The 20488-nt window shown below is 42.9% G+C and carries 17 protein-coding genes and 5 pseudogenes; 13 read left to right on the forward strand and 9 right to left on the reverse strand.

Annotated elements, in window-relative coordinates; all coding sequences use genetic code 11:
- Nucleotides 1-185: 185 nt before the first annotated feature.
- From TT11_RS09280 to TT11_RS09295, 4 genes and pseudogenes are all read left to right on the forward strand, one after another.
- Nucleotides 186-983: a DUF1285 domain-containing protein gene (locus TT11_RS09280; protein ID WP_261870168.1), complete on the forward strand. Its 798-nt coding sequence runs from the start codon at nt 186-188 to the stop codon at nt 981-983.
- A 355-nt stretch (nt 984-1338) separates the two neighbouring features.
- Nucleotides 1339-2184, forward strand: a pseudogene (gene murI, locus TT11_RS09285) (glutamate racemase).
- A 352-nt stretch (nt 2185-2536) separates the two neighbouring features.
- A complete protein-coding gene (locus TT11_RS09290; protein ID WP_261870170.1) occupies nt 2537-3367 on the forward strand; it encodes a DUF4062 domain-containing protein in 831 nt (276 codons plus the stop codon).
- A gap of 299 nt (nt 3368-3666) precedes the next feature.
- Nucleotides 3667-3909: a hypothetical protein gene (locus TT11_RS09295; protein ID WP_261863760.1), complete on the forward strand. Its 243-nt coding sequence runs from the start codon at nt 3667-3669 to the stop codon at nt 3907-3909.
- Nucleotides 3910-4198: 289 nt separating this feature from the next.
- Here the strand turns inward: TT11_RS09295 and TT11_RS09305 are convergent.
- From TT11_RS09305 to msrA, 5 genes and pseudogenes are all read right to left on the reverse strand, one after another.
- Nucleotides 4199-5659: pseudogene (locus tag TT11_RS09305) on the reverse strand (lytic murein transglycosylase).
- Nucleotides 5660-5885: 226 nt separating this feature from the next.
- A complete protein-coding gene (locus tag TT11_RS09310) occupies nt 5886-6599 on the reverse strand; it encodes a DUF1499 domain-containing protein (protein ID WP_261870171.1) in 714 nt (237 codons plus the stop codon).
- Nucleotides 6600-6648: 49 nt separating this feature from the next.
- Nucleotides 6649-7149, reverse strand: coding sequence for a hypothetical protein (locus tag TT11_RS09315; protein WP_261870172.1), 501 nt, complete (start codon nt 7147-7149; stop codon nt 6649-6651).
- On the reverse strand, nt 7109-7270 hold the full coding sequence (locus tag TT11_RS09320; protein ID WP_261870173.1) for a hypothetical protein: 162 nt from the start codon (nt 7268-7270) through the stop codon (nt 7109-7111). Before TT11_RS09320 ends, TT11_RS09315 begins: the two co-directional genes overlap by 41 nt.
- Before the next feature lie 243 nt (nt 7271-7513).
- Nucleotides 7514-8035, reverse strand: a complete 522-nt coding sequence (msrA, locus tag TT11_RS09325; protein ID WP_261870174.1) for a peptide-methionine (S)-S-oxide reductase MsrA — start codon at nt 8033-8035, stop codon at nt 7514-7516.
- A 274-nt stretch (nt 8036-8309) separates the two neighbouring features.
- On the opposite strand from msrA, the pseudogene cmoA reads away from it, so the two are divergent.
- The 6 genes and pseudogenes from cmoA to TT11_RS09355 all read left to right on the forward strand — a co-directional run bounded on the left by cmoA (nt 8310) and on the right by TT11_RS09355 (nt 12021).
- Nucleotides 8310-9096: pseudogene (cmoA, locus tag TT11_RS09330) on the forward strand (carboxy-S-adenosyl-L-methionine synthase CmoA).
- Between the two features lie 81 nt (nt 9097-9177).
- Nucleotides 9178-9690 (forward strand): hypothetical protein, encoded by a 513-nt coding sequence (locus TT11_RS09335; RefSeq protein ID WP_261870175.1) that lies wholly within the window; start codon nt 9178-9180, stop codon nt 9688-9690.
- 103 nt (nt 9691-9793) lie between these two features.
- Complete coding sequence (gene cmoB, locus TT11_RS09340) at nt 9794-10852, forward strand: tRNA 5-methoxyuridine(34)/uridine 5-oxyacetic acid(34) synthase CmoB (RefSeq protein WP_261870176.1); 1059 nt, start codon at nt 9794-9796, stop codon at nt 10850-10852.
- Between the two features lie 34 nt (nt 10853-10886).
- Nucleotides 10887-11390 carry a DUF1176 domain-containing protein gene (locus TT11_RS09345; protein WP_261870177.1) on the forward strand — a complete coding sequence of 168 codons (504 nt, stop codon included), beginning with the start codon at nt 10887-10889 and terminating at the stop codon, nt 11388-11390.
- A 14-nt stretch (nt 11391-11404) separates the two neighbouring features.
- Entirely contained in the window at nt 11405-11614 is a 210-nt protein-coding gene (locus TT11_RS09350) for a hypothetical protein (protein WP_261870178.1), read from the forward strand.
- Complete coding sequence (locus TT11_RS09355) at nt 11596-12021, forward strand: DUF1176 domain-containing protein (protein ID WP_261870179.1); 426 nt, start codon at nt 11596-11598, stop codon at nt 12019-12021. Before TT11_RS09350 ends, TT11_RS09355 begins: the two co-directional genes overlap by 19 nt.
- Nucleotides 12022-12128: 107 nt before the next feature.
- On the opposite strand, the pseudogene TT11_RS09360 reads toward TT11_RS09355, so the two are convergent.
- Nucleotides 12129-12393: pseudogene (locus tag TT11_RS09360) on the reverse strand (DUF2788 domain-containing protein).
- Between the two features lie 378 nt (nt 12394-12771).
- Between TT11_RS09360 and argS the strand changes: the two are divergent.
- The 3 genes from argS (at nt 12772) to TT11_RS09375 (ending at nt 16718) form a co-directional block, all read left to right on the forward strand.
- Nucleotides 12772-14601 (forward strand): arginine--tRNA ligase, encoded by a 1830-nt coding sequence (gene argS / locus TT11_RS09365; RefSeq protein ID WP_261870181.1) that lies wholly within the window; start codon nt 12772-12774, stop codon nt 14599-14601.
- Between the two features lie 157 nt (nt 14602-14758).
- A complete protein-coding gene (locus TT11_RS09370; protein ID WP_261870183.1) occupies nt 14759-15496 on the forward strand; it encodes an SPOR domain-containing protein in 738 nt (245 codons plus the stop codon).
- Between the two features lie 127 nt (nt 15497-15623).
- Nucleotides 15624-16718 (forward strand): PTS transporter subunit IIC, encoded by a 1095-nt coding sequence (locus TT11_RS09375; RefSeq protein ID WP_261870185.1) that lies wholly within the window; start codon nt 15624-15626, stop codon nt 16716-16718.
- A 159-nt stretch (nt 16719-16877) separates the two neighbouring features.
- On the opposite strand, the gene TT11_RS09380 is transcribed toward TT11_RS09375, so the two are convergent.
- The 3 genes and pseudogenes from TT11_RS09380 to clpP all read right to left on the reverse strand — a co-directional run bounded on the left by TT11_RS09380 (nt 16878) and on the right by clpP (nt 20280).
- A complete protein-coding gene (locus TT11_RS09380; protein WP_261870187.1) occupies nt 16878-17864 on the reverse strand; it encodes an SDR family oxidoreductase in 987 nt (328 codons plus the stop codon).
- A gap of 325 nt (nt 17865-18189) precedes the next feature.
- Nucleotides 18190-19468, reverse strand: a pseudogene (gene clpX / locus TT11_RS09385) (ATP-dependent protease ATP-binding subunit ClpX).
- Nucleotides 19469-19623: 155 nt separating this feature from the next.
- Nucleotides 19624-20280 carry an ATP-dependent Clp endopeptidase proteolytic subunit ClpP gene (gene clpP / locus TT11_RS09390; RefSeq protein ID WP_261870241.1) on the reverse strand — a complete coding sequence of 219 codons (657 nt, stop codon included), beginning with the start codon at nt 20278-20280 and terminating at the stop codon, nt 19624-19626.
- Nucleotides 20281-20488 lie beyond the last annotated feature (208 nt).

The following is a 20488-nucleotide window of genomic DNA, read 5'->3' on the forward strand; positions in this document are numbered from 1 at the left end:
AAAAAATCGTTACTCATTATAAAAGAAAAGTCCTACAAACACGATACGCATTTATGAGTATCGATGCTAAGGTAATGTTAAGAAAATGAGGTTGTTATAACGATAAAGTTTCATCATACCTGAAACTAAAATTTATAGTAATAATAGATAAGCCAAACTTTGAATACTAAATAAAGGGATTAATAATGAATAACGATAATAATAGTGTTGAAGACAGCCATGAAAAACTGACTAAAGCCCCAACCAGTAAGCCTTCTAGCCTAGATGACTTAGATAATTTGGATGTACTAAGCCAGTATATTAAGTCTGCTAAAGGGACTCGCGAAGGGCGTGCGATACCACCGCTTGAAAAATGGCATCCTGAAGATATTGCTGATATGGATTTGACTATCAAGGCAAACGGAGAGTGGTGGCATGAAGGCGGGCAAATGACCCGTGAGTCATTGGTCAGCTTGTTTGCCACAATACTATGGAAAGAAGAAAATAATGGCATTACTGAGTACTTCCTCAAGACCCCTGTACAGAAAATCCGTATCCAAGTAGAAGATGCACCACTGCTTATCAATGATGTTGGTATTGTCCACGAAGATGATATGAGTTGGTTGGAGTTTACAACGACGACAGGAGATGTGGTTCGCTTAGACGATGAGCATCCGATCGTATTAAAGGCGTATAATTCTAATAAGAGCGATTCTAATGACAGCGACTTTAACAACAGTGACTTTAGTGAAAGCGACTTTAATAACAGTGATAAAGCGAATCAATTGAGTACCGCTGACGATGTTGCAGATTCTCAGGAATTAGCGTCTACAGAACAGGTACGCCCTTACATGATGGTTAGAAATGGCTTAACCGCGCTTATCGGTCGCAATACTTTTTATCACCTGACTGAAATTGGAGCGTTATCAGAAGAAAATGGCAAGACGATATTGACGCTACAGAGTGGTGGCCAGTCTTATTCATTATCGATGCCTACTGATTAGGTATTATGTTTATCTCTTAATTGCTGTATGCCGATGAGTGCTATAATTTTATAATGTCGCCTGATTCTATTGGTCTGAAAAATTCCTATCGTATAAAGGTAGTTGATAGATAGCTGACGTAGAGTAACGCCACACACGCAATATACATATAGCGCATTTAACTGGGTAATGAGATTGATGAATAATATGATAATGGCATTAGCATAAAGATGGATATCAAAAACCAGACAGTCGGAAAGCTCAGACCGTGTGTCGATATATCTGTTGACCAAAGTCCCAAAGCTATTGATCTAGTAGATGTCAATAAACATGCTAGTAACACAGTTGTAAGCGATAAAAAAAACGTAGCGCGCCCATTGGCGTGTTTGACTCTGGTGTTGGCGGTTTGTCTGTTTATTTGCATTTAGCACAGCAGCTGCCTACTGAGCGTTATGTATATTACGCCGATACGCTAAATGTACCTTATGGCAATCGTGATAGCGGAGATATTGAAACGCTAACGCTAAAGGCGGTAGAGTGGTTACATAAGCAAGGCTGTAAGCTAATAGTTATTGCTTGTAACAGCGCCTCAGCATATGCGCTAGATACTGCCCGACGCTGCTATCCACATATACCTATTGTGGGTCTTGTTCCTGCATTGAAGCCTGCGGTATTGGCGAGTAAAAGTGGTCATGTAGCGGTGCTAGCAACCAAAGCGACTTTGAATGGCACCTTATTAAATGATGTTATTGTCAATTTTGCTAAACCTAATAATACAGTAGTCACTAAGTATTTTGATCGCAACTGGTACCTTGGGTAGAAGCAGGTATGTCAGAACAAGACGAGACAGCCGAAAGATTACGTCAACAGGTACGAATATTTGCTAATGAAGGTGTCGATCAGTTAGTGCTGGGGTGTACGCATTATCCATTTTTTTAAGACATTCTTGTTAGATGAGATTACACAGCAGCAGTTATCAATACAAGTCATTGATTCTGGTCAAGCGATTGCTGAACGGGTTAAACAGCTATTGATTGCAAACAACTTGTCTGCATCATTGATGAGTGAAAAACGAGAAAATCTGTCACAAAAAACCAGTAATAAAAATACCATTACTAGGCCGCCATTAACTTTTCACGCCACTAAATATAGTGATAGACTATGCGCTTTAGTTGAGCGCTTACTCGGTACAGAAATGGCATTGCAATACTACTCTTACTAGTTATTATCAAAGCTAGTGATATCAATACACTGTATGCAACGCTGACTCAGTTAAAATAAATTGAGTGCATCTTTTCAAGCTAAGAGTATGCTAGGCTGAGCAAGACAAGATTTTTGTGTTCTATTTTACATCCTATCCTTTTTATGTCACGACCTACGCTTAGAGGTAATTGTGCCGAATCGTCGCTATCATATTCATATTATATGCGCTGACAATGACCAGTTGTTGGTTCTAGACAGCTTAGCGATATTTTTTTCAGGCACGCGCATTTCTGACCTACGATGTTTCTAGTAAATTATCTAAAGCCTCTTTTTATGGGCGCCAATGTATTGACTCTTGTGATTACGCAGTTATGATCGTTGGCGACAGCTACGGAACTGTACAGAAAAACGGTGTTAGCCAGATGCATTTGAGTTATCTAAATGCTAAAGCGAAGCTTAAGCCGCTAATTGTTCTGGTTAAAAACCACTCTCCAGACGCTGTTATCAGTCGACAACTCCAAGAGTTCATTAAATTAGTCACCAGGCAAGATAATCAGCTACATTACTATGATACGGAAGAAGATATCGAGCCATTACTAGTACAGGCTCATTATAATGCAGTCGCCAATAATAAAATGGTAGGTGGCTGGGTCAGAGCGAATGACGAAGAGAGTACGACTAGTAAAAAGGTCGTGTATGAGAAGCCAGTCGATATATTGCCTAGTACTACCGAGGTAGAGAAAAACAGTCCTGATGACGAAGACTTTATAGCGGACAAGGTTAGTGAGCCAATTGAGTTAACGGATTTTTTTGAGATTCAATATAGTGCTCAGGCTTATGAGGGCGGTAATCTAACGGACGTGACCCGATCACTAACCCTCTCGTGGCACGAGATACTCATGACACTCATGAGAATACCGTCTACTTTTTCGAGCTATGGCTTGCAAAATGCCATCAATCGTTTGATTACCGCTAAAGCGGAAGTAGACATCAAAAAAGAGATGCCAAACGTTCATGCTGTCTCACGCTGCCAAATCTCTCAAGCTGATATCAATAATTTGCAACGTCAGCTAGTCGGTGCAAATTGGATACAACTGATGACTTATGGTACGCGTGTATCACAAGAGCTTTGGAAGCTTACCTTCTACGCAAAAAACCTACTGCAAAATCATACCTCAAGTACAAATAAACAAGACGAGTAATTATTTGCTAGCGTACTCAATAATAGCCATCTAAAACGTCCATTTTGGCATCACGACTACGTTTTGTAATACAAAGCATACGTGCAATGCTTGTGAATATTCCTCAGACCCGTAATAATGAAGTCAGTCAGTCAGTCAGTCAGTCAGTCAGTCAGTCAGTCAGTCAGTCAGTTAGCTATGCTAACAACGTTAGCTGTTTGAGAATGATAAGTATAATATTAATAATTAGGGAGAGCGTACGATGAGCAATGCTAAAAATGACGAGTTAAAAAAAAGAGATTGATGGTCTAGAAAAGTCTATGCATGATGCTGATCAGTTTCATACGTTAGAAGAGCAAGTAGCAGATATGAAACGTCGCGGTATAGATCCTAGCAAGGCCTACAAAGATTTAGACAGTAAAGCCGAAGATGAAGATTGGGGCGATGCGACTTGGAAAGAGAACGGTAAGTGGGAGCCAAAAACGGCAGCCGATTTAGACGACAAAGCTCGTGAAAATTGGAATGGCGACAATGGTCAGCCTAAGCCGCCACCTATTGTCTAGACAGGTATTTTGAGTCAATTAGATAAGTTCTATTAGGCGTGTCTTCATTTCAAAAATGGTGGTAAAAATGAGATAAATTGCCGTCAAACAAGAAAAATAGCGCAGATAATATCGGGATATTAACCAGCTATTTGACGATGTTTGGCAAGATTTAGCCATTTTTAGCCCATTTAGATGACTATCGGGTGAATTGAAGACACGCCCTAATCACTATCTATAAATAAAAAAAGCCACGCTATCGTTAGCGTGGCTTTTTTGATGCATTTAAATAGCATCACTTATCTTACTACTATGAACCTTGGTCTATACGAACAAGCTTGATAGTGCCATCGACATCAGTAACGCGGCGATAACGTGTATTGCCAGAAGTTGAGGAGCTCACTGATGGCTGAGATGAATAGCTATTAGGAGCAGTCGTTTGCTGCTGAATTAATTGCCCCATGCGATCGGCGGGTGCAGGATTCAGGGGTTGGCTGTTTGCAGGCTGGCCGTATTGAGTTTGACTCGGTGCTGCATTACCAACGATGGCGCGATAGAATTTTTGACCTGCGCGTCCGTCAGCTGGGAAAATACCGCGACTAGTCTGGTATTGCTGGATAGCAGTACGAGTATTGTCTCCGATGATGCCATCTACACCGCCGATATCATAACCTGCGTTTAACAACGCTTGCTGAATGTCTTTGGCCTGCTGGCGGCTGATACCAGGATCGTCTGTCGGCCACGCAGTGATAAAGTCTGTTTTGCTGCTGTCTTCGCGAGTGATTAGATCTGATAAGTGTGCGATAGCCAGTGCGTAGTTTTCTGAGGCGTTATAAGAGTAGAAAGTATCGAAGTTTTTACCCACCAAGAAAGCAGGGCCTTCCATACCAGCGGGTAATAATAAGCCTGCACTGCTCAAGTCATACGGTAACGGACTGCCATTAGCCAATGTCAGACCTTGGTCGCGCCAGTGGCTTATTGACTTTTTGTCTTTACGATTCGAAGCGGCCCAAAATCCATCAGGTAGTTTGACTTCATAGCCCCAAGGCTCACCAGTACGATAGCCGCGATTGTCCAAGAAGTTTGCGGTAGAAGCGAGTGCATCAGGTACGCTATTGACCAAATCACGACGTCCATCACCATCGAAATCTACTGCCAATTCTAAGAAAGTACTCGGCATAAACTGTGTCTGTCCAAAAGCGCCTGCCCATGATCCTGTCATATCATTTGGTGCGATATCACCGTTTTGCACGATTTTTAGCGCATTGGCGTACTCACCTTGAAAGTAGCTCTGACGACGGTCAAAACAAGATAAGGTCGCTAAAGACTCAAATAATGGTTTTTTTACCTAGTGTTTGACCAAAGTTAGATTCTACGCCCCAAACACCGAGCACGTGCTCAGCTTTTACGCCATAACGCGATTCGATTTGACGTAGTGTAGAGCCCATTGACGCTTGGCTCGGATACCGTCCTCGACACGTTCTTTGTCTACCAATGCTGATAAATAGTCCCAGACGTCTTTTTGAAACTCTGGTTGATAATTCAGTGACTGAATGACACTAGGATCAGGCTGGCTTGGGCGATAGTTATTAAAGGTATAGCCATCAACACCGCTAAACTTGCTAGAATTTTTTAGATTGTCCAAGCACTGCTGAAACTCACTATTGGATAAATCAGGTGCTGGCGGCTGCGCGGCTTGAGCAGTGGTAGCAAGGCTGATGCCGACAGCAACACTAAGCAGCGACAAAGTAGAAAAAGGAGTCAAACGCATGAAAATATCCTATAAACGTTAAAATAGTTATCGAAAGGCAAAAAATGATATTAACGTAGAGTAACCAATCTAAACAGTAAAGAAAAGCTGTCGAAGTACCAAGGTTATAAATGGTTACGATAAATTGACGCTGCCGTGAGATTAGAAGAGGATTTCATAAAGCTGAAAGTGCAAAGCGTCAGACAGTATTTCAACTCGAGGACTATCTTTAGGAGGTGGAACCTGTTTATTTGGCTAGCACACTATCTAGCTCTTCTATAAAGCTATGAATACGCGCGGCATTTTTGCCCAAATCGCTCTGTCCAACTCGTGACTTACTGCGGATATCAACCCAGCGCTCGCTATCGTTATCAATCACACGAATGATCACATCATCTTTAAAGCCAAACCAAACAGTCGTCTCTGTTGCTTCGATGATGCCTTTATCCACATCAGTATTTACAAGCTCCCATCCTAAATTTTCTATGGCTTGTTTGGCTGCTTCAACCACTTCAGACTTCGATTGAGCGTAGGTCAATGTCTGCAAATCAGGGTAGGCAGTACGTTGTTGTTCAGCTACTTCTGCGCCTGTGTACTCTACGGGATTCGGTGCATCTGCACGTAGTGGTGCAATCGCGACAAACTCAGGCGGATTCACTAAATCGGTAGAAATATCGTGAATAGGCGGTACATTTTTGGCCGTATTCATCATGCCGAGCGGGACAGCAATTGCAGCGACAGCAAGTACGGCTGAGGCTAATGCGCTCCCAATACTGGCTGTATTGCGTTTAAATAATAGCTGTATAGCCAACAATACCAATGCTGCGATACCAGCAAATAACCCAAATTTAAACCCCGTAAATGCAGTGCCTAATTCTACAACGCCAAACTTATACAATGGGCCTGCCAGAGCGACTAGCAAAATAGCAATTACACTCATTAGACCGACTATCATTTTCATTCAATTTCTCCGTTGCGATTTAGCAGCTTATTGAAGGTTACATGAGTTTTTATTTATTGCTCAATAGCCAAACATGTTCTGTGACGGTGATATCAGGTGCAGAGCCTATAGAGGAAGGCTTATTCGCTAGCTCACAGATTTGATAGTGAGCGCTATAATACTGCTCTAGTTGGTTGGCATTAATAGAGAAGGGTGGTCCATTCTTTTTACGCTGATCGTAATTTAGCGTGAGTAAAAGCTGCGGTGTTATTTCATTGTTAGCACCATCAGCTTTACTGGTATCGCTACTAAGTTTCCGCACTTGCTCACTATATCTCACACGCATATCGGCTGGCAGGGCGATTAATGCCGCTTTATCATATACTGCATCAATAGAGCCAACATCTTCAAAAGTCAGTGCAAAAATATCAGCGACCCATAAAGTGATGGTCTGTCCCGACAACTGGCCTTGATAGTATCTAATCGCTGGATTGTCTGCCTGTTGATAGACGGTAGGTTCGATGTTTTGCTCAGCAAAAAAACTCTTGTACGGCTGTTTCGACCAACTCAACGCCCACCACGTCATAGCCTTGCGTCGCTAGCCAAACCATATCGATAGATTTGCCACAAAGCGGAACAAAAATTCGGCTACCCGCAGTTAGATTGAGGCGATTAAAGTACTCAGTCAGCAATGGATTGACCGTAGATTGATTGAATCCAATGCGACCTTCTTGCCAACGTTTTTTGCCAAAATTCAGGGTTCATGCTGTGATCCTCTATCTGCAAGTTTTTATATATAGATTTAGCATTAGTAATATTGATTGGTCATGTCAAAGGTATAAATAGTAAAAAGCCAAACACCTATAGTATAGGTGTTTGGCTGGTATCTAACATTAGGCTAAGAACAATTTTGAATAAACAATGTCTTATTCAATTCAGCTAACCATATATTTGCTAAATTCTTTGCGCAGTTTAGCGAGCTTTGGTGGTATTGCAAAGTTGCAGTAAGCCTGTCCTGGGTTTCTGTTGAAGAAATCTTGATGTGAGTCTTCTGCTTGATAGAATTCAACGGCAGGATGTACTTCCGTCACCACGTTGACATCCATATCACGTAATTTGTTAATAGTACGGTCAACGGTCGGTTTTTGACTGTCTTCGGTGTAAAAGACCACGCTGCGATACTGACTACCGACGTCATTGCCTTGACGGTCCATCGTAGTGGGATCATGCGTGGCAAAGAAGACATCGAGTATTACCTCTAACGGAACGATAGACTCATCAAATTCGACTTTGATGACTTCGACATGGCCAGTTGTACCACTACAGACAGCTTCATAATTGGCAGAGACAGCATCGCCGCCCATGTAGCCTGAGACGACAGATTGCACACCTTTTACCGATAAAAATACAGACTCGGTGCACCAGAAGCAGCCGCCACCTAATACGATCGTTTGCATAATTTTTTTTCCTATTATTATAAATATGGGTCAAGCGCTATATTTGGTAGTGATGCTCTCGTTTTTCAATGCTTCTTTCAAACGTCTCATTACCCTTGGCACTATTTATTCAGCTTAGCAGGCAAGCCAAAGGCGATAAGTAACAAACAGTAATGTTATAATGGGCTTTTGCTATCTTACTTCTTTATCAACTGATAATGACAAGCAAAAACTACCAAGCAAAATTCACCAAGTAATTCTTAATTTCAGTTCTATTCTAAAAACGAGTCGTCCCATGAGCCAATCCCAGCCTGCTATCAAACATGACACCTTATTTGATAAACCGTTTACCACGCCACTGGATAAGGCCGCACGCTTTTCATTTGATGAGCAAGTGGTGGCTTGTTTTCCTGACATGATTCGCCGCAGTGTACCCGGTTATGGACAGGTACTAGCGATGCTACCCATATTTGCCCGTCGTCATTGTAAGTATCGCCAGCAGAGCGATAGTGGTCAACGCGTTAGTCGTGTTTATGACTTGGGCTGTTCATTGGGTGCCGCCAGTATGACGCTAGCGGGTGAGTTCGACCCACAAGACTTACAGATTAAAGCAATTGATATTTCGCCCGCGATGACGACCGAGGCGACCACGCTACTGAGTGAGAATTATCCTAAGCATGACATCGAAGTGATCACAGCAGATATCCGCGATATTGAGCTTGAGCCGTGCGATATGGTGATTTTGAACTTGACGTTACAATTTTTGCCAGCTGCTGATAGAGTCGCGGTATTAGAGAAGATTTATGCGGCATTAAGTGAAGGCGGCATATTGGTACTGACTGAAAAAAACCCATGCGTTTGATGAGCAATATGATGCGTGGTTGGTGGAGCGTTATTACGACTTCAAACGTGCCAATGGTTATACCGAGATGGAAATCAGTGGCAAGCGTAATGCGTTAGAAAATGTCCTCATTACTGACACGTTAGATGAGCATCATGCACGATTAGATCAGGTTGGTTTTGCGCGTCATCTGACGTGGTTTCAGTTTTTGAATTTTGTCTCTATTGTGGCGTTTAAATAGGATTTACTTTGGGAGCGAACAAGGTGTTCATATGATTCCGTCTATAGTTGAACAAAATATTCATCAAGTGTTAATAAAAAAATGAGCGTACAATCATTTGAGCAATGGTTATATGAAGATGATGTATTAGAGTCTAGCAACCCTGATTTGTATCTTGAACTGATTTCATTTAATTATAGTTCTGAAGATAATTTTTATTACCGTTTTTATGATAGTTTTGCGCAATACGTCCATTTTTATAAATTTGAAGCTGATCGCATAAAAGGGTATTTAAACTCAATTATTGATAGAGATGGAAATTGTAGTAATGCGATTTGGGTGATGTATGAGTTATATTGTAAGGGTTATGGTTTTCTCGGCAAGCTAGGAATTATATACGGGTTCTGCCTAGTAGACTACGAAACTTCGGAATCTAACCATAATATAGATACTATCTTAGATAAGTTGTATCCCGAGATTATTGATGATGCTAAAAATGTACGGAACTGGTTAGAAGAAGGCAAAGTTGTTTTCAAAAGTCAGGACAATGGTTATGGTGTTTTTGAATACGACGATCTTCGTAGTGAAACGGAAATTCTGCAAGGAAATGCGTAGTTCACGAATTTCAAAGAGTTTACATATTAAAACTTATCTTTCTTTATTTTAACCCTTTTAATTTTATTCATTTGAATATTAATCAATACGGTAACCTGCTTTTATGCTCAACGACACTATCATTAACGCCGAACGCGAACTATATCTAACCCTGCTAGAGCTGGCACAGCAGCAGCCAAGCGCTTATGAATGGCTCAAGCAATTACCAACGTGGCTAGGTGATATAAAAGACAAAGCCAACTATGCGCATGCTCCTGCCTACCAAGCGTCAGTTGCTCGTTTGCCAAACTTAGCTGTCAATCATGTCGATCTAAACAGTGACACCTTGACGATTGAGGCAGATCTAAATGAATCTCAACGCAAACAAACAACAGCACTATTAAAGCAGTTGATGCCGTGGCGTAAAGGCCCATTTCAGATTGGCGGTCAAATCGGCGATGATGAGTCAGGTATTAAGATTGATACCGAGTGGCACAGTGATTGGAAATGGAAACGTGTTGCGCCGCATTTAAGTAGGTTAGACGGTCGCCGCGTATTGGATGTAGGCGGTGGCTCTGGTTATCACGGCTGGCGCATGGCAGGGGCTGGCGCGGATACCGTTATTATTATTGATCCGTCATGTTTGTTTTATCATCAATTTATGGCGATTCGTCACTTTGTTGGTGCCGCAGACGCTCATACTCATGATCATTATACAGGCCGTTACCATACGCATTATATTCCTGTACCGCTTGAAGCGTTACCTGAGCACAGTCAGCTGTTTGATACCGTATTTAGCATGGGCGTACTTTATCATCGTCAGTCACCGTTTGAGCATTTACAACAGCTTAAAGGACAGTTAGTCAAAGGTGGTGAGCTGGTACTTGAGACGCTGGTGATTGAAGGTGATGCCAATACTGTACTGGTACCGCACGACCGCTACGCGCAGATGAATAACGTCTATTTCTTACCATCGGTGGCAGCATTAATTGGCTGGTTAGAGAAAGCAGGGTTTTCAGATGTGCGCTGCGTCGATGTAGCAGTCACCTCGACTGAGGAACAACGACAAACCGAGTGGATGACCTATCATTCGTTAGCAGACTTCTTAGATCCTAATGATTCGACTAAGACCGTCGAAGGGTATCCTGCTCCCATGCGTGCGACTCTGATTGCCAAAAAGTAGCATTGATGGTGGTAACTAACATAAGGAAAGCACTATGAAGACATTGAAGACATCAAAGACTTTGATTGTAGCTACTACCAGCTTGCTATCGCTACCTGCTATGGCAGGTTATGGAACTGTATCCGAAGGTTGGGGCTTTGTACAAGACGACTGGCAAGTGGTTTGTGATAATACGCGCACTTGTCGAGCTGCTGGATACGCTAGTGAAGCACTCATAGATGAGCCTGCCTCAATATTGTTCACAGCATTGCCAAAAGTAGCTCTACCAAAAGCGCAAATTCAGTTTATATCAGAATTGCCGCTAGACGACCTTAAGCCTGCTGAGCTTTGGCTAAACAACAAAAACTATGGTGTGCTGCAACCTAATAAAGAAGACAGTCTACTATATGACCTGTCAGCCAAGCAGACTCAAGCACTGCTTGATCATGCTCGTATAGCGACCAAGATAGAAATTAGAGCGGGCGACAACCACTGGCAGATCAGCGATAAAGGCATGTCAGCCGTATTGCTTAAACTAGACGATGTGCAAGGTCGGTAGGGACGCCGATAGCATTGGTTAGTAAGAACCACCCAAATCGTCAACGTCCTAAAGCAGCTCTACCAAAACCAATCATTCAAAAAGCATTTGCGTATTCAGCAAAAGACAACAAAACACTTGCTCCATCAAAGCTAGCGTATTTTCAGAAAAATATTGATAACTGGGTCGATATTAATGCCGAGCAGCTTATAGGTCCAAGGACGCGATGGGCGACTGTGAGCTGATTAACCCAAAAACTGAGACATATCAGCGGATGTCAGAGTATGGCTCTACGATGCTTGGTTGGGACTTTATACCGATTGATGATAGCTATACGTTAGCCGCGCATACTTGCTGGCTAGGTGCTTACAATTCTAGTAACGGCTATTGGCTCATTGATAATGCAAAACCTAGCAAACCTACGCTTATCACGACAGCAGGAAATGATTATTTTGATGGTGAGATTTCCGCTACTCACAAAGACCGAGGTATCGGTGACTGCTGGAATCGTACTGCATGGATATGGAATGGTGAAACGTTTGCTAAGAGCGAAGAGTCTAGTACGGGAATGTGCCGAGGTTTTGCTGGTGGAGCGTGGGACCTACCAACGTATGTGAGTCAGGTCATAGAGAATAATGCTAAGGCTCAATAGCTTATTTGATTTAGAAGACTTTGATTTAAAAGGCTTTGATTTAAATGACTGACACCTTATAAAGCGCAGCAGTCATAGGCTGTATATTACGTTTTTAGTTTTGCTACTTATGTCCTAAGCGATATCAAAGAATAATGATGAAAATGGCTAATTAGATTAACCATTTTTTTGAAAGCGACTTCCATGACTATCTTAAGGATAAAACCAACAGAACCTGCACCAAGTGCTAAGAATATCCAGAAAGTACCAGCGCGCCCAGCTTCAGACGTTTTAGAGATATCCCACATAATAAAAAAACAAGAAAGCGATGAATATCGGCAACAAGACATACAGTCCCCAACTGGTGACAGTACTGGCGGCAATAGCAAACATGGCGTAATCCTATAATAGAGTAGTAACGCGTCTTCTATATTTTAGAAGAGCCGTACAAACCATTATTATAACGTGGAAGCAGTCAGGTATAAACGACTGCCCAGTATTGAGCAACAGTAACGCTACAATTCACGTTATGAGTTATTTATCAGTTTTGCATCATTGATATTAGTCAGCCCAAATCCTGATAACGGTAAGATTTTAGTGCTAATTTTGGCGCAAATGGTGCAATAAAGCGCAAAGATTGTTATATTTACAGGTTACTTATCTTTTTACATTATTCTATCCCTGCAATGTCGGTCGCTATTATAATAAGCAGTTATCGATTGCTCGCATTCGCACCGTTTTTGTTGTTTATTTAATTGAGTTCAAATTCCTATGTCACAAGCCCAAATTGATACGCTTGCATCCCTATTTAATGATGCAATTCAAACCCTACAAGCAGATGGTACGCTACCAAGCGATTGGCAAAACAACAGTCAAATTACCCGTACAAAAGATTTAAGTCACGGTGATTTTGCCAGTAATATCGCACTAACGGCAGCGAAAGCAGCTAAAGCCAATCCGCGTCAACTTGCTGAAAAAATCGTCAGCGCATTGCCTGACAATCAAGATATTCGCCAAGTAGAAATCGCAGGACCAGGGTTTATCAACGTATTCTTAAACTCGGAAGCTAAGTTTTCCGTATTGGATGATATCTTCACATTGCAAGATCGCTTTGGCTTGAGTAATCAGTTTGACGGTCAAAAAGTCCAAGTCGAATTTGTCTCTGCCAATCCAACGTCAAGTCTGCACGTTGGTCACGGTCGCGGTGCTGCATTTGGCATGAGCGTTGCTAACTTGCTAGAAGCCATCGGTTATGACGTCACACGTGAATATTATGTCAATGACGCTGGTCGTCAAATGGACATCTTAGCCACCAGTACATATTTGCGCTATCTACAGCTAAATGGTGAAGAGATAACTTTCCCAGTCAACGCCTATCAAGGTGATTATGTCAGTGACATCGCCCAAACGCTAAAAACACAGCATGGCGATAGCTACGTTCATAGTTTTGCAGACGTTGCCAAAAATGTGCCAGAAGATGCTCAGTTTGAGATTAATGCTGATGGCGAAAAGACCTTAGTTTCAGGTGATAAAGAAGCGCATATTGATGGTTTGATTGCCAATAGTAAGTCTCTGTTAGGTGACAGCTATGCGCTATTTCTAAACGCAGCATTGAGCAGCATTTTGGCGGATATCAAAGACGACTTAAACGACTTTGGTGTGAGCTACGAGTGCTGGTTTAGCGAAAGATCTATCGATAGCGAGATTGAGCCTGTATTACAGATACTAGATGACAAAGGCTATCTATATGAAAAAGATGGCAACATCTGGTTTAAATCGACTGATTTCGGCGATGAAAAAGACCGTGTGGTACGCCGTGCCAATGGTCAGTCGACGTATTTTGCCTCTGACATCGCCTATCATAAAAACAAGTTTGATCGCGGCTTTGATAAAGTCATTAACGTTTGGGGCGCAGACCACCATGGTTATGTCCCACGCGTAAAAGCAGCGCTACTAGCTCTTGGTATCGATGCTGAACGTCTGGATGTGGTGCTTGTACAGTTTGTGGCGTTATGGCGTGGTAATGAAAAGGTACAAATGTCTTCGCGTTCTGGTCAGTTTGTGACCTTGCGTGAGCTACGTGCAGAAGTCGGTAACGATGCTGCACGATTCTACTACGTAGCGCGTAAGCCTGAAGTGCATGTTGATTTTGACTTAGAACTTGCCAAATCACAAAGTAAAGACAATCAAGTGTATTATATTCAGTACGCTCATGCGCGCGTTTGCCGCGTGTTAGAAAAACTGGCAACCTACGAGTTGACCGTAGATGATGCCGTTGGTTTGGCACATCAAGATTTGCTAAGTGCACCAAACGAAGACGAGCTGATTAAACTGTTAGCAGGCTATCCGGCGACGTTACTTCGTGCAGCGACTGGTTACGAGCCGCATGTGTTGACCAACTACCTAAAAGAGCTGGCGGCATTGTTCCATGGTTGGTATGACACCAACCGTATCTTGCCTATGAGCCTGACGTCAGGTGAAACGCCAAGTCAAGATGAGCTAGACTTAATGCAAGCACGTTTGCGTCTGTCCAAAGCCGTTAGACAGGTACTGGCAAATGGGCTTAGCCTGCTAGGCTTGTCTGCACCGTCTAGCATGTAGTACTTTTCTAATATGTGACATGAGTATAGACAGCTGATAGCATTAATTCGATGATGATAGTTAAATCCAGTAGGGAGAACGAGATCCATGCTAGCCAAAAAAACCTAAAGGCGCGACAGAAAAGCGCAAATCAAGTAGCGTATCAGGCTTATTGTGGATGTTTGTTGGGGCCGTATTGACCCTTATGATCGGAGTGTTTATCTACCTCTCACCATTATTCAATTTCAGCCCCGCTGATGGTAGTGCTGAGAACGATTCTGATCGCCAAGTACAGCCACGTGTGGATACTGATACCGACAATGGCGATTATGAATTCTACGATATTTTGCCAAATCAAGAGATGGCAACCATCCCTGATGAAGATATCGCTGACATTGATAATGATCAAATAGGTGATATCGGTGCGTTTGAACCAGACGTTGTTGTGACTCAACCAGAGAGCGATGCAGGCAGTACAGAAAATACAGGCAGCTTCGGTGGTTCGGAAAATGCGACTGTCGAGCCTGCTGGTGCTAATAATGCTGGGTCGAGTGAGGATATCGTTGTCGTTGAAGAAGATGCAACTTATGATGGTACGCCGCCTGCTACTAGCAACGCTACAACCCGTAATAATAATGCAGCAGCAGGTACGGCGAGTATCCAAGCTGCCAAACCTGCAGCGACCTACATCTTGCAGATCAATAGCTTTAGTGATGCAGATGAAGCGGATCGTCGCCGTGCGCAAGTACTGATGGCAGGTGTCGATGCTCGCGTGGTCAAAAACACGACGGGCAATGGCTTGCCAATTTATCAAGTCATCTCGCGTCCTTTGAATAACCGTCAAGCAGTAACGACAGCACAGCAGCGCCTACAGAACAATGGTATAGATTCTATTATCGTTGAACAGCGTCGCTAGGTTGAGTCGTTTACAGTTATTGTATTTATTAAAAAAAGCGTCGTAATGACGCTTTTTTTTATCTCTTTATTTTATCAAAAGCTTTCTAGCTGTTTTATCCTATTAAACGTCCATTAAGAGTATGGTTATGACCGTATCTAACTCAGTAATACCGCAAGCAGGCGTCATCAAAGCGTTCTTTCAAAAATACTTTATCGATGCTTTTACTGGTATGGCTTTAGGGCTATTTGTCACGTTGATCGCAGGTCTGATTATCTCGCAAATCGGTGTTTGGTTAGATTTGCCAGCATTGGTCGCGGTCGGAAAGCTTGCCTCGATATTAATGGGTGCTGGCATCGGTGTAGGTATCGCTTACTATCTCAAAGCGCCAACGCTAGTGATGCTCAGCTGCCTTGTGGCAGGTATGCTTGGTGCCCATTCCGAAGCACTAATGGCAGGCACGCTCTTTACGCCGCAAGTGGGTGGGCCTGCAACTTTTGTAGCGCTACCGGGCAATCCAATCGGTGCTTATCTGACTTCTGTATTTGCTTATCGTGCTGGTACTTGGGTCGCTGGTAAGACGAAGCTTGATATTTTATTGGTGCCCTTAGTAGTGTGCGGCGTCGCACTATTAGTCTGCGCACTGCTCAATCCGCCTATCGTAGCAGGGGTCGCAGCTATCGGTCAGGGTATTCATGCCGCTACTGAATTACAGCCTCTTCTAATGGGTATCGTCATCGCCGTAGTGGTTGGTATTTTATTGACCCTACCAACGTCGAGTGCAGCCATTTGTATTGCTATTGGGCTTGGTGGCTTGGCGGGCGGGGCAGCAGTGGTGGGTTGTGCAGCGCATATGATTGGTTTTGCTGTTGCAAGTTTTAAAGACAATGGCGTTAGTGGCGTTATCTCTCAAGGCTTGGGTACCAGTATGCTGCAAATCCCTAATGTGCTCAAAAAGCCTATCGTTCTGCTACCTGCTGTCATTCCTAGCGCTATCGTTGGGCCTATCGCGACCGTTGGTTTTGGATTAGCTTGTACCGCGACAGGGGCGGGTATGGGTACTGCTGGTTTGGTCGGTGTGTTTGGGGTTATTGAGGCATCACAAGAAATCATGAGCACCGGTCAACTATGGACAGCGATTATTCTATTGATGTTTATATTACCTGCGGTGATTGCAGGGTTAGTGGCTTACATCATGCGCCGTATGGGCTGGTTGGTCGCTGGTGATATGAAGCTGCCTTAATGCTTGGAAGGTTGAACTAAAATATCATCAACAATCTTAAAACTTAGTCTTACCCTTCATCAATAATGGCAACTTTCAAAAAGCCAGCTACGACTATAGCTGGGCTTTTTATATATAAATTCATCAATTTCTCATGATAGAGGGAATGTTGATAACCTACTATTTAACGGTCTTTAGCTTCTTATGACGACGTGGTTTTAGTTTGCGGGACAGTTGATGGAAGTCGTTCAGCACTTGGCTATAGTGTGATGGAAATACCCGCTGAATGGCATCAATCATCTTGGCATCGTTACCAATTAAGCAGCGCTGCTGGTTGGTCGCTGCGGCATGTAGAATAATCCAAGCCGCTTCATTGGCATCGAATTTTAAGAACTTATTAAAACTTCTGATGGCTTTGGGCCCAGTGCTCATGCCAATATCATGGATGCTCTCATTACCGCGCGCGCTGTTGGCAATATTGGTTTTGATGCCGCCCGGATGGATACAAGTTGCTGATACCCCGCAGTTCTGAATGTTTAGCTCTTGGCGTAAGCTCTCCGTGAAGCCGCGTACGGCAAATTTGCTAGAGTTATAGGCTGACTGTGATGGTTGAGCGGTCAAACCAAAGAGACTTGAGATATTAATAATATGTCCATGCTCGCCAAACTGGCTCTTTTTAACGCTGTTTTTGATTAACGGTAAAAACGCCTTAGTACCGTAAACCACGCCCCAAAAATTAATGTTCATTACCCATTCAAGCTCACTAATACTACTGCCTTCGACGGTAGAGTAGAGCGCAACACCTGCATTGTTAAAGATGAAATTTACTTTGCCATGCTCTGCCATTACGCTATCAGCCCATGCTTCCACGGCTTTATTGTCTGACACATCGAGTACGGTCATAGTGACGTTGACATCATAATTTGCAAGTAACTGTTTGGTCGCTGCCAGCTGTTCAGGATTGATATCTGATAGTGCAACATGACAGCCCATTTTTGCTAAATGAATGGCCAGCTCACGCCCCATACCAGAGCCTGCGCCTGTGATAGCAGCGACATGGTTGCGATAGTAGGATGCAACATCCGAGTCATCCAATGAGGTACGGTTGGAAGAAAACGGTAAATGTTGGCGCAATGAAGTCGCCATAGCGGTCACATGGTTGAGCATAATAAACAATCCTTTGTCTTATTAATCATATGGGTTGTACAGGCTATATTTTGCGGTATATAGAAATAAAGTCTAAGGGTCAAAACAGTCTATCTACATTAGCATGGTTTGTGCTGATGCTTACTCGCGATTGATAAACGCTACTGTCATTTCAGAGTAGACGTAATGAATGTCGCTAATTTTCAGTAGACGAATTATCTAGTAAACAAGCTATCCAACAGACAAATTGGTTAAATAATAGGCATAAAAAAGCGCCTGAGCTAATTTAGCCAGACGCTTTTTAGTAGTCCGTTAACGATAACGGACTATTCATATCAATTAGAACTTAAGCAATTTTAGGTACTTTACCTTTATTGATAACGTCCGCATCAACCATTACAGTTTTAGCGTTTTCCATAGAAGGTAGCTCATACATAGTCTCAAGCAGCGCATTTTCTACAATAGAACGTAGACCACGTGCACCAGTTTTACGCTCCATTGCTTTTTTTGGCGATGGCATCTAGGGCTTCTTGGGTAAAGCTAATCTCAGCACCTTCCATATCGAACAAGTACTTGTACTGTTTTACCAGTGCGTTCTTAGGTTCCGTCAAGATTTGTACCAGTGCTTCTTCATCAAGCTCTTTTAGCGCTGCAAGTACAGGTAGACGACCGATCAGCTCAGGAATCAGACCAAACTTGATCAAATCTTCTGGCTCGACTTCTTGTAGCAAGTCTGAGCTACGACGGCTGTCGTCTTTTGAGCTGACATCAGCGTTAAAGCCGATACCGCCTTTTTCGGTACGCTGCTGAATGACTTTATCAAGTCCAGCAAATGCACCACCAACGATGATTAGGATGTTGCTAGTGTCAACTTGGATCAACTCTTGCTGTGGATGCTTACGACCACCGTGCGGCGGGATAGCAGCCACCGTACCTTCGATTAGCTTTAGCAACGCTTGCTGTACGCCTTCACCTGACACATCACGCGTGATAGATGGGTTGTCACCTTTCTTACTGATTTTGTCGATTTCATCAATATAAATGATACCTTGCTCAGCTTTAGCTACATCATAATCAGAAGCTTGGAGGAGCTTTTGTACGATGTTTTCAACGTCTTCACCAACATAACCAGCTTCGGTCAATGTCGTGGCATCAGCCATCGCAAAAGGTACATCTAACAGACGAGCCAAGGTTTGCGCAAGTAGCGTCTTACCAGAACCAGTCGGACCGATCAGCAAGATATTACTCTTAGCCAATTCTACCATTGCATCGTCAGCGCCGATCTTGGCTTTTTTTGCTGTCGTTGGCTAGCGTCTGGCTAACTTTTAGACGTTTGTAATGGTTATAGACGGCAACAGCCAATGCTTTTTTTGGCAGCGTCCTGACCGATGACATATTCATCAAGCTTGGCACGCAGCTCTTTTGGCGTTGGTAGTTTTTTTATTGACCCAAGAAGTATCTACTTCGCTATCGTCATCACCGTGCTCTGCGCTGTCTGCGATTAAGTCAGTACATAGCTCGATACATTCATTGCAGATATTGGCATCGTCAGCAGCAATCAGTTGCTGTACATCGCTTTTGGCTTTACCGCAAAACGAACACTGCGGGGTATTATCTTCTGCCATAAAAGGCGCTCCTAAAATTTAAAACTGGTTAGTTTATTTGTAGTATGTCAATTATCGTATTCATTCAATGGTCATACCTTCTAATGGTCAGGTATGACATTGATAACGGTTTACTGTACGGCAAATAAACTATAAAGGGTCTTATGATTGCACTCTCAATGAAGAGGCATCACGTTAATGCTTAGATTACAAAGATTCAGGCGACGCTCTAATACTTCGTCAACCAAACCATACTCTTTGGCTTCTTGTGCATCTAACCAATAATCACGCTCAACGTCTTTTTCAATTTTCTCTACTGGCTGACCAGTACGCTCAGCTAAGATACTGTTTAGACGTGCACGAGTTTTAAGGATTTCACGAGCATTAATTTCGATATCTGTTGCTTGACCCTGCGCGCCGCCTGAAGGCTGGTGAATCATCACGCGAGCATTGGCCAGCGAATAACGTTTGCCTTTTTGCCCTGCAGCCAATAGGAATGAACCCATACTATAAGCACCGCCCATACAGATAGTCGATACTTCAGGCTTGATAAAGTTCATGGTATCAAAAATAGCCAAGCCCGCGCTTACTGAACCACCTGGCGAGTTGATATATAAATGAATGTCTTTGTCAGGGTTTTCAGCTTCTAAGAATAGTAACTGGGCAACGATAAGGTTAGCCATGTTGTCTTCGACCTGACCGGTCAAAAAGATAACGCGCTCACGTAATAGGCGTGAAAAAATATCAAACGAGCGTTCACCGCGTGAGGACTGTTCAACCACCATAGGTACTAATGCCGCTTGTGTGGTCTGTACTTCTTTGTGCGCACTCATCAGCATATCAAAATGCGGGTTGGCAGTGATGCGATCATAATCTGTCATAGAAAAGTCCTATCGATAAATGTATAAAATAAAAATGGATTGAATGTTTTATTGTCTAGTAGTTTTTGACTAATGGGTTGTTTATAAGGGGGCTGCGCTCACTATTCAAGCCTATAAAACGGGTTTGTGCATAAAATAGGTGAAAAAGTGACCCTCCGAT

This window comes from Psychrobacter sp. JCM 18901, assembly GCF_000586435.1.
Lineage (GTDB): Bacteria > Pseudomonadota > Gammaproteobacteria > Pseudomonadales > Moraxellaceae > Psychrobacter.

Excerpts from the sequence above, each read along its gene's own strand:
- TT11_RS09280 (WP_261870168.1), top strand. The coding sequence starts at position 186 with ATGAATAACGATAATAATAGTGTTGAAGACAGCCATGAAAAACTGACT.
- TT11_RS09290 (WP_261870170.1), top strand. The coding sequence starts at position 2,537 with ATGATCGTTGGCGACAGCTACGGAACTGTACAGAAAAACGGTGTTAGC.
- TT11_RS09295 (WP_261863760.1), top strand. The coding sequence starts at position 3,667 with ATGCATGATGCTGATCAGTTTCATACGTTAGAAGAGCAAGTAGCAGAT.
- TT11_RS09310 (WP_261870171.1), bottom strand. The coding sequence starts at position 6,599 with ATGAAAATGATAGTCGGTCTAATGAGTGTAATTGCTATTTTGCTAGTC.
- msrA (WP_261870174.1), bottom strand. The coding sequence starts at position 8,035 with ATGCAAACGATCGTATTAGGTGGCGGCTGCTTCTGGTGCACCGAGTCT.
- TT11_RS09335 (WP_261870175.1), top strand. The coding sequence starts at position 9,178 with ATGAGCGTACAATCATTTGAGCAATGGTTATATGAAGATGATGTATTA.
- cmoB (WP_261870176.1), top strand. The coding sequence starts at position 9,794 with ATGCTCAACGACACTATCATTAACGCCGAACGCGAACTATATCTAACC.
- TT11_RS09345 (WP_261870177.1), top strand. The coding sequence starts at position 10,887 with ATGAAGACATTGAAGACATCAAAGACTTTGATTGTAGCTACTACCAGC.
- TT11_RS09355 (WP_261870179.1), top strand. The coding sequence starts at position 11,596 with ATGGGCGACTGTGAGCTGATTAACCCAAAAACTGAGACATATCAGCGG.
- argS (WP_261870181.1), top strand. The coding sequence starts at position 12,772 with ATGTCACAAGCCCAAATTGATACGCTTGCATCCCTATTTAATGATGCA.
- TT11_RS09370 (WP_261870183.1), top strand. The coding sequence starts at position 14,759 with ATGTTTGTTGGGGCCGTATTGACCCTTATGATCGGAGTGTTTATCTAC.
- TT11_RS09375 (WP_261870185.1), top strand. The coding sequence starts at position 15,624 with ATGACCGTATCTAACTCAGTAATACCGCAAGCAGGCGTCATCAAAGCG.
- TT11_RS09380 (WP_261870187.1), bottom strand. The coding sequence starts at position 17,864 with ATGCTCAACCATGTGACCGCTATGGCGACTTCATTGCGCCAACATTTA.
- clpP (WP_261870241.1), bottom strand. The coding sequence starts at position 20,280 with ATGAGTGCGCACAAAGAAGTACAGACCACACAAGCGGCATTAGTACCT.